Origin of the sequence: Lentibacillus kimchii, from assembly GCF_042666895.1 — a bacterium.
Lineage (GTDB): Bacteria > Bacillota > Bacilli > Bacillales > Amphibacillaceae > Lentibacillus > Lentibacillus kimchii.
The window spans coordinates 1-8,825 of the sequence record NZ_JBHTGR010000026.1; the positions used below are offsets into that span (position 1 = coordinate 1).

Below are 8,825 nucleotides of genomic sequence, written 5' to 3' on the forward strand. Positions count from 1 at the left end.
AGACATTCTAAAACCTCCCCTCATACTCGCAGCGTAAATGTCGAATCATTTATGTGTCCAGTATAAGGGGTACGGACTACTGTCACTTCCCGGTTTTTGTCGAATAGGACTGTCCTGTTTCAATTACGGTAGAGTCCCTTTAAATTCGGATGCATTTTCAAATACTGGTCATAGCTTTGTCTATACACGTTCAGGGAAGGTGAAAGGAAACAAATTCCAGATTATGACTGGTGGATAAGATCTTAAATTCATGATCCATTTGAAAATTGGAGGGGGGTGCCTAAGCAAGAGAAGCGATATATATACAGTCGTCGTCTCCTTTATTCTGGGAAACTTTCCATGCCGTAACATGATGAAAAACGCGCTTAAGTAATTGATAAAAGTCAGGCGAGGAAGAAGCACTCCAAAACGAAACAGCACCACCTGGTCGCATCAAACTGGCCAATTGCCTTAGACTGTCCGGCTGATACATATCATGATTATGCTCAGTCACGGTCCAGTCCGGGCCATTATCGATATCCAGGCAAATCACGTCAAACTGGCCCGTCTCCTTCTTCATCCACTCCAGCATATCATCATGGATAACACGCGTACGCGGATCCTCCAATGACGCCTCCGAAAAGGCGGAAAGATAGGTCCGGTTCCATTCTATGATTTTATTTTCTATCTCGATAACAACCACCTCGGTAACGGATGAATCACGCAGAGCTTCTGCCAGTGAAAAACCGACACCCAGCCCGCCAATCACAACGCGTTTCGGACTGGCTACAGACGCCAGCGCTTGCCGAACCAAATATTTTTCAGATTCGCCATTATACGTTGCCATCAGAAAGATACCATTATTAATTATTTCATAATGACTGCCGCGGCGCTGCAGCTGCAATTCGCCTCTGGGCGTTTGCACTCGGTCTAAAACATGAACAGACGTTTCCATACGAACACCCTTTCTGACATAAATGTACAAATGACCGATTCTCTTAATATAACCCATGTCGATCGAAACTAAACGAAGCAGCTTTAAAATCCTATGCGGAAAGCATCACCACACACATGATGGTGACAGCTGCGGAAGATCTTCGACAAAAACCGGGTCGGTCAAGTAGGAGTGAACCTTTCTGCCTCACGGCAGATTGTGTATCACTCCCCTCACAGAACCGTGCGAGCGATTTTCCCGCACACGGCTCCACCTATCATTCTTCACAGAATATAATTGATATGATCTCTGAGCTGATATATGCTAACTTTAACAGTTGGTCTTGGAAGCGGAAATTTCTTTAGAAACAAGACGAATTTCTCCCATGTGAAGGATTTCTTCTGACTTCTTCGATTCAGCCACTTAAAGAGTAATGTTCTTATATTGTCACGAAACAAATCAACTGCTGGTGAGTTGTCTGTAATACCATAATAATTATAATATCCTATAAGTGACCTGCGAATTTTATCCATAATAAATTCAGCACCTTTGGTTCTGTTTTCTTTTAACCAAATTTTAGTTTGACGTAACTTCGCTCTCATCTTCTTGTTGTCAGTTTTCCGTTTAACTCTAAATTTGCCTTTTCGACTTTGACCACAATAATGTGTAAAGCCTAGGAAATTAAACGTTGAAGGCTTTCTATTCCCATTTTGTCTGCACTTCTTTTCCGCAAACCTACCAAAAGAGATAATATTCGTTTTATCCTCTGCAACTTCAAGATTGAATTTCGCCAGCCTCTGTTTGAGGCCTTCAAAGAACTTGTACGCATCCTGTTGGTATTGAAAACAGCACACAAAGTCATCCGCGTAGCGTACTAAGTACGCTTGTCCTTTACATTCTTTACGCACCTTACGCTCAAACCATAAATCCAACACATAATGGAGATAGATATTTGCTAAAATAGGCGATACAACACCACCCTGTGGCGTGCCAGACGATTCTTTGTATAGCTTAGTCTCCTCCATATAACCAGCTTTTAAGAATCTGGCTATAAGCCTTAATATACTGGGATCTTTAATTCGATGTTCTAGAAATGCCATCATCCATTTATGATCTACATTATCAAAGAATCCTTTTATATCGACATCTACGATGTAGTTCGTACGCCTTCGTTCAATGTAGACATTCAGAATCTTTAAAGCATCATGACAATTTCTTTTGGGTCTAAAGCCAAAAGAACAGTCGAGGAAGTCACTTTCATAGATTGAAGTAAGAATTTTAGCTAATCCACGCTGCACAATTTTATCCTCATGCTCTGGTATCCCTAGCGGGCGTTTCTTCTTTGAGCCAGCTTTATCAATATAGGTTCGTCTAGCCGGCTGGGGGCGGTAGCTTTTCTTCTTCATCCTACGCACAAGATTTTCAACATTGTTATTCAATTCCTCACCGTACTCTTCCTTCGTAACCCCCATGATGCCTGTAGCTTTATTATCAGGCAGTTCTTGATGACATTGCTTTAGAGACGCTTCATCCAACAAATGTGCCAGTGATGTAAATTGCATCTCAGGATAAGATCTCGCTAATTCTGCGATTCTTAACAGTTTTGTTTCCATTATTATTCCCTACCTCTGTGTGTAGATAATGTTTCCCTGATTAAGATAATGATAAGGGGCTTGCCTTTCCTCCACCGGAATTACCCGGCTTCACTGGTACTATGCAGCCCTCCGACTTCCTATCAGGCATTTGGTTTCCTCACTTTGTATCGCTTGTACACCATACTCCCTACTTCCGCAGGAAGACCCGATAGGATCTCCCGAGTTGCCGTAACATATCCATGTCTAGCGTGCCGTGGTCACCGACCCCGGAAAGGTCTTAATAAGCTCGCCCTATGTCGCTTATCAAGATGTTGCATTCTGGACTGTCAAAACCATCTGCCCTTTCATTGGGTATTTCGGGGCTCAATCCCTTCAACCGTAGTTTACGGCCCACTAGCTAACTGTTTACGCTTAATGGTAGAAGTCACCTTCTATCATCCAAAACTCGCTACGAGTGAGTGGCTAACTCTTACTCGACGGGCATCCCACCCGCTATATGTTACGACCTACGCTCGGTCGCTCTGACAGGCACCCGAACGACTATGTCATGTCTTTAAACTGTTTTGATTTCCTGCTATGATAGTTTTAAGATCGATAGTCAGCAAAAGGAGAGCCGGATTATGTTTCAGCAAAATGCCTTTGTAACCTTTTTACATAAAAACAGATGGGCCTTATGGCTGTTAATTCTCCTGGTGATCTTACTGTGGGGATACGCCTGGGTATTCATGAAGCTTTCCCTCAACTACATGGGGCCTTTCACGTTTTCCGCATTCCGGTTTGGTGTTGGCGCAGTAACAATGCTTCTCGTCATCTGGCTCTCCAGAACTGGATTGCCCCCAAGACATCAGTGGAAGCATTTCATCGTTGTAGGTATCCTGCAGACGACCATTGTGTATCTTCTTATTATGTACGGTCTCAGATTCGTTGATGCCGGAAAGTCTTCAGTGCTCTTATACTCGATGCCCATGTGGTCGAGCTTGTTCGCCGCTAGATTTCTCGGCGAAAAATTAACGCCCGCCAAATTAACGGGGCTTCTCACCGGCCTAGTGGGACTGCTGACCATTCTTGGCTGGGATATTTGGACTAATCAGTCAATGGATATCTTGACAGGTGAACTGCTGATTATTGTGGGGGCTATTTCCTGGGGAATTGCCAACGTCTATTACCGGCGCAACCTGCGGGACGCCTCCCAGCTGCAAGTCAACACGTGGCAAATGACATTCGGCGCAATCGGCATCATAATTGCTGCATTCGTTACTGAGTCGGGCGAACCTCTTGTGCTCAATGTCACCAGCATATCCTATATTCTATTTACTGGCGTGCTCGCCTCAGCTTTGTGCTTTACAGCTTGGTTTGTCGTTCTGAGCCTCATCGATATGGTCACGGCCACCATCTCAACCTTACTTGTACCCGTTTTCGGCCTTTTCTTTTCTAGCATCATTCTCGGCGAACATCTATCAACTGGAATCCTAATCGGATCTGGCCTGATTATCATCGGCATTATCATAGCGCAGACTTCAAAAAGCCGGAGAACGTAGGTGCCTGTCACGGCCCGGTTTTTGTCGAAATAAGCAGACAAGCAAAATGCGACAGACTAAATAAAACGCCCGACCAACATTATTGCTGAGAGGGCGTTTATTTTAAAATTTGAGGACCTTTTTGTTGCTAAAGGAATAACAACCCAATGGCGATCGGAAAGAAACTGTAGATAAGAATGATGGCACAAAAGCCCATTATATCACGCACTTTCAATCCAGCGATCGCCAAAAGCGGCAATGCCCAGAATGGCTGAATCATATTCGTCCATGCATCTCCCCATGCAACGGCCATCGTTGTTTTAGCAGTGCTTACACCGATTTCTAATGAGGCCGGCACCATGATTGGCCCCTGTACTGCCCATTGGCCACCACCAGATGGAACAAAGAAATTGACAATCCCTGAACTAATAAAGGTGAACAGTGGAAACGTGAACTCATTGGAAATGTCAATAAAAAATGCCGACATTTGCTCAGATAGTCCAGATCCAACCATCATTCCCATAATTCCTGCGTAAAATGGGAATTGAATGACGATACCACCGATATTCTTAACGGCTTCCGTAACACTATTTAAATATCGCTTAGGTGTTCGATGTAGCAAAATACCTAAAAACAGGAATATAAAAATCACAATATTTAAATTCAAATCAAAACCATTTTGTACAAAATGATACACAATATAGGAAAATCCCATTAGCCCAATCAGTAGAGAAATAATTTGGCTATTTTCCAGACGGGTTGCCGGTGTCACCTCTTTCGCTTGCTCTTTCTCTTCTTCTTGTTGTTCATTATTACTGTTTTGCCATAGTGTGGGGTTAGGCTGGCTGAGCGGGTCTCGGCTCCGCATCAACAGCCAATTCACAAGTGGCAGAGTAAGCAGCAAAACAATTACGATGAACAGGTTGAAACTACTGAACAATGTGTCTAAAACTGGTATGGTGCCGACTGTATCCTCGAGAAAGTGTCCCTCCGTCGCAACTAATAGAGGAGCGGATGCAGAAAGTCCTCCGTGCCACAATAAAAATCCACTGTAAGCACTGGCCACCAGCAAACGAAAGTCCACAGAAGGAACCCGCCTCGCCACGTATATTGCGAGAAGCCCTCCGGCGACTAATCCAAATCCATAATTGAACCATGATGCGATTGAGGCGACAAACGTTACTAATATGATTGCTTGAGCAGGGGTGTTGGCCATAGTACTTAATTTCGTCAGCCCTTTTTGTAAAACAGGAGTATTAGCCAATATATAGCCAGTTGCTACAATAAGAGACATCTGCATCGCGAAATCAAGCAGATCCCAGAATCCATCTCCCCAATTTCCAATCATCCCTATAGGCCCACTTCCGGTAAACAAAACGCCCATGAGAAATACAATAAATGTAAGAATGATAGCGAATAAAAACGCATCAGGCAAATACCGCTGGACAATGCGGTCGAAAAAATTTGTGAGAGCTTTCATATCAAATCTCCCTTTCATTTATGGTAAACGCTTACATTAACAGTACCATAAAACATGATCTAATTAAATATTACTAAATAAATAATATTGCGTTAATTTTGGTGCCTGTCACTCCCCGGTTTACTCCCCCGGTTTTTGTCGAAAAAAGCAGACAAGCGTCAAAATTCTATTAACACTTGTCTGCTTATTCTTATTTATGAAACTATCAATCCTATCTACTCAAAACCTAAACCGCTCTGATCAACCCACCAGAACTTCTCAAACTCACAGGTTATTTCACTGTCAGACGTTTGACAGGCCGGAATCCTTTTGTCTTCAAATGATTCATATGATGATCAAAATTTTCCATAGCATCAGATGGATCAAGATGCTCGAAATTCAACTGATTTAACATTTGCTCGTCAATCCGCACTGAAAGCAATACTTTTCTTTGCCGATTGCCTGTTGCGGTGTTCAGCGCATTTGCCGTGACATGGATAACGCACGACTCAATAGGAAGACTCGCAAACAACGCTCGCGACACCCAGAGCGCATAGCCGCAGACAAAATCCTTTACAATCTTATAATAGTCTTTTTTACCCATTTTCTGTTTGGATACTTTTCTTGTTTTTGTCAGGGTCACCTTTTTATTTGGAGCAACATCATTGGGCTTGACCCGGAGCTCTGCTTCAACTTCACGAGCGTTCGGCACGCCCAGGGAAACGCCGCGCTCAATAACGTCAGCAAACGCAGGATTCTCCTTGACCGCTTGGATATAGGCATCTGCTTCGCCTTTCAAAACCCTTTGCGCTAAATCATGCCATTTTTCCCATTTCTCATAAGCTGCTGTATCTTGTTTTTTTGCCTGTTTGATCGCTTGCTTCAATTCTTTCTTTTGCTTCGTCGCCAGTGGTTTAATGAGACGAGCCAGGAAATTCGGCTGGTAAGCCTGATAATCCGCTTGAGCATCGGCTTCTCCGGGGCCTGTTTCTCCCGGTTGAAACGGCGGTGATTCAGCACGCAGCGCTTGCCAGTCAGTCGTTTCCGGCGTATTTGTATGCAGATGCGTGATCGCGTGAACATAGTTGTTATATTCTGCTACCGCCGCTTCATTCTGTGACACGTTCTGACTTATTTGCGAAATGCTATTATTTGAAGAACGCTTACCGGAGAGATTCTTCGTCTTAACATACGATAGGCCTGTTCCCGGGATGCCAATCGTTTGCGTCCCCCGGCCTGTTGAATGAAATGACTGCCGCAGCCCTGTGGTGCCAAGACTCATGCCAACACCACCCTTGCTGACATTAAGCTTAATACCTTTGCCTAACTTCACACTGCGTCTAAAACGTAGAGCCAATCCTATCCCCCCTCGTTTTTGTTTTGGTGCCTGTCACGGCCCGGTTTTTGTCGAACATCAGTTTTCAGTCTCTGATTTGTCCTTAGATGCCTCGTCATGATGACAAAGGAGACAGAGCCCGTCTGAAAAAAACTCCTAAAATTCCTCATATACATCCGGGTTCTGATCGTTCAGCCGGCCATCTGGCGTGGTTAACATGGCGATCTTCTCTATGTCTTGTTCGTCCAACGCAAAATCAAAAATGGCGAGATTCTCCCGCTGGCGTGTCACAGAAGCCGACTTAGGAATCGGAATATTCCCGAGCTCATAGTGCCAGCGTAAAATAACCTGTGAGACAGTTTTTTGATGACGCTCAGCTATCCCACGCAGCGTTTTATTTGTCAAAATATCATTCGCCTTAGCAAGCGGACTCCAGGACTGGGTTTGAATATCTCGTTCCGCATGATACTCGCGCCCGGTTGTCTGGTTGAAAAAAGGATGCAATTCAATCTGGTTGATGCTCGGTTTAACACCTGTTTCAGTCTCCAGCCGATCAAGGTGTTCAGGCAGAAAGTTGCATACACCTATTGATCTGATAAGTCCCCACTTCCTGGCTTCAATTAATGTCTGCCAGGCTTCAACGTAATGGTCCTGCTGAGGATTCGGCCAGTGAATAAGATACAAATCATAATAATCCAGATTGGCACGATACAACGATTCCTGAATCGCTTCAACTGCCAGATCATAGGTATGATAGCGACCAGGCAGTTTGGACGTAATAAATAAATCCTGGCGCGGAACCGGCGATCTTTTAACAGCCTCTCCGACAGCACCCTCATTTTCATAGTTATAAGCCGTATCAATCAGTCGGTAGCCATTGTCAATGGCACTTTTTATAGCGTTGGCTCCTGCATCGCCACGCAGTTTGTATGTACCAAAACCAATAGCCGGAATCGTAACCCCATCATTCAAAATAATTTCTGGAATAGACGTGTTCATCAACAATCAAACCCCTTTACTTCCTTTCCTATTAGATTACCATTTTGTTGCGGTGCCTGTCACTTCCCGGTTTTTGTCGAACAATCACATCGTCTCTTCCCTTATTAGAACCTCTTTCTTGGTTAGATCCATAAAATCCTGATACTTTCGCCGCTTTTCCGCAGGATCACCTGCAAAACAATCAAGCACCTCATCCACATTTAACAAACGATGGCCAGTCGTATATAAGTAATAGCGATAACTGCTCCAGGGATAGTGCGCCGGCATAGCCACCATTCCAGCCTCTACTGGATTCAGATGAATATACCGGCTTGTCTCCAGCATCCCAAGTTTCGAATCAATCAGTTTATCATAATAACGCTTTTCAAACACATGCCCGGTCAACTTATACTTTGTATTGTAATAATCGGCATAGCGCTTATTAATAAGAGACATGACTTTAGAAACGGTATGCTGCCCTGAACGAAGCTGCAGATGAAAATGATTGGTCATGAGGCAGTACGAGGCGAGGACAAACGGGGTTTTCTTATTCACTTGAATCATAATCTGAAAAAATACCTTGATATCTTCATCGTCCAAGAAAAGATTATCCCGCCGATTTCCACGGCAAACAATGTGATAAAAAGCATCTGGCATCCAAATACGCTTATTTCTTCCCAACTCTGTCACCAGCCCTTTCTGTCCCTCTTAGTACGAGTGGAATTTATATTGGTTTCTCTGATCTAAGATGGACTAAAAAGGCTGCAGCATCAAATCAGTAAAATATCCATAAACCGCATAAAATAGCATTGTCATGATGACGAATGTCATAAAAGAAAAAACCGCATACAAAAATGAGTATTTTCATTCGCAGACCGAAACAATTAATATTTATGCTTCTATCGTTCGACAAAATTCGGGCGGTGACAGTAGTCCGTACCCCTTATACTGGACACATAAATGATTCGACATTTACGCTGCGAGTATGAGGGGAGGTTTTAGAATGTCTGAATCACAAAAGAAACAG

At 43.7% G+C, this 8,825-nt stretch carries 7 protein-coding genes; 1 reads left to right on the plus strand and 6 read right to left on the minus strand.

The features are described 5' to 3' along the window. Nucleotides 1-280: 280 nt before the first annotated feature. Nucleotides 281-991, minus strand: coding sequence for a spermine/spermidine synthase domain-containing protein (locus tag ACFQU8_RS09465; protein WP_382359109.1), 711 nt, complete (start codon nt 989-991; stop codon nt 281-283). Nucleotides 992-1,197: 206 nt separating this feature from the next. Continuing rightward, nucleotides 1,198-2,526 (minus strand): group II intron reverse transcriptase/maturase, encoded by a 1,329-nt coding sequence (gene ltrA, locus ACFQU8_RS09470; RefSeq protein ID WP_382359111.1) that lies wholly within the window; start codon nt 2,524-2,526, stop codon nt 1,198-1,200. A 602-nt stretch (nt 2,527-3,128) separates the two neighbouring features. Between ltrA and ACFQU8_RS09475 the strand changes: the two genes are divergently transcribed. Further along, on the plus strand, nt 3,129-4,046 hold the full coding sequence (locus tag ACFQU8_RS09475; RefSeq protein ID WP_382359114.1) for a DMT family transporter: 918 nt from the start codon (nt 3,129-3,131) through the stop codon (nt 4,044-4,046). Between the two features lie 127 nt (nt 4,047-4,173). Here ACFQU8_RS09475 and ACFQU8_RS09480 read toward each other — a convergent pair whose 3' ends face one another. From ACFQU8_RS09480 to ACFQU8_RS09495, 4 genes are all read right to left on the minus strand, one after another. After that, the gene (locus ACFQU8_RS09480; RefSeq protein ID WP_382359117.1) at nt 4,174-5,505 is read right to left on the minus strand and encodes a short-chain fatty acid transporter; all 1,332 of its coding nucleotides are present in this window, start codon (nt 5,503-5,505) and stop codon (nt 4,174-4,176) included. Nucleotides 5,506-5,776: 271 nt separating this feature from the next. Further along, nucleotides 5,777-6,841 carry a DUF4236 domain-containing protein gene (locus ACFQU8_RS09485; RefSeq protein WP_382359120.1) on the minus strand — a complete coding sequence of 355 codons (1,065 nt, stop codon included), beginning with the start codon at nt 6,839-6,841 and terminating at the stop codon, nt 5,777-5,779. A 135-nt stretch (nt 6,842-6,976) separates the two neighbouring features. Beyond that, a complete protein-coding gene (locus ACFQU8_RS09490; RefSeq protein WP_382359123.1) occupies nt 6,977-7,819 on the minus strand; it encodes an aldo/keto reductase in 843 nt (280 codons plus the stop codon). Between the two features lie 84 nt (nt 7,820-7,903). Continuing rightward, nucleotides 7,904-8,479 carry an REP-associated tyrosine transposase gene (locus ACFQU8_RS09495; RefSeq protein WP_449280301.1) on the minus strand — a complete coding sequence of 192 codons (576 nt, stop codon included), beginning with the start codon at nt 8,477-8,479 and terminating at the stop codon, nt 7,904-7,906. Nucleotides 8,480-8,825 lie beyond the last annotated feature (346 nt).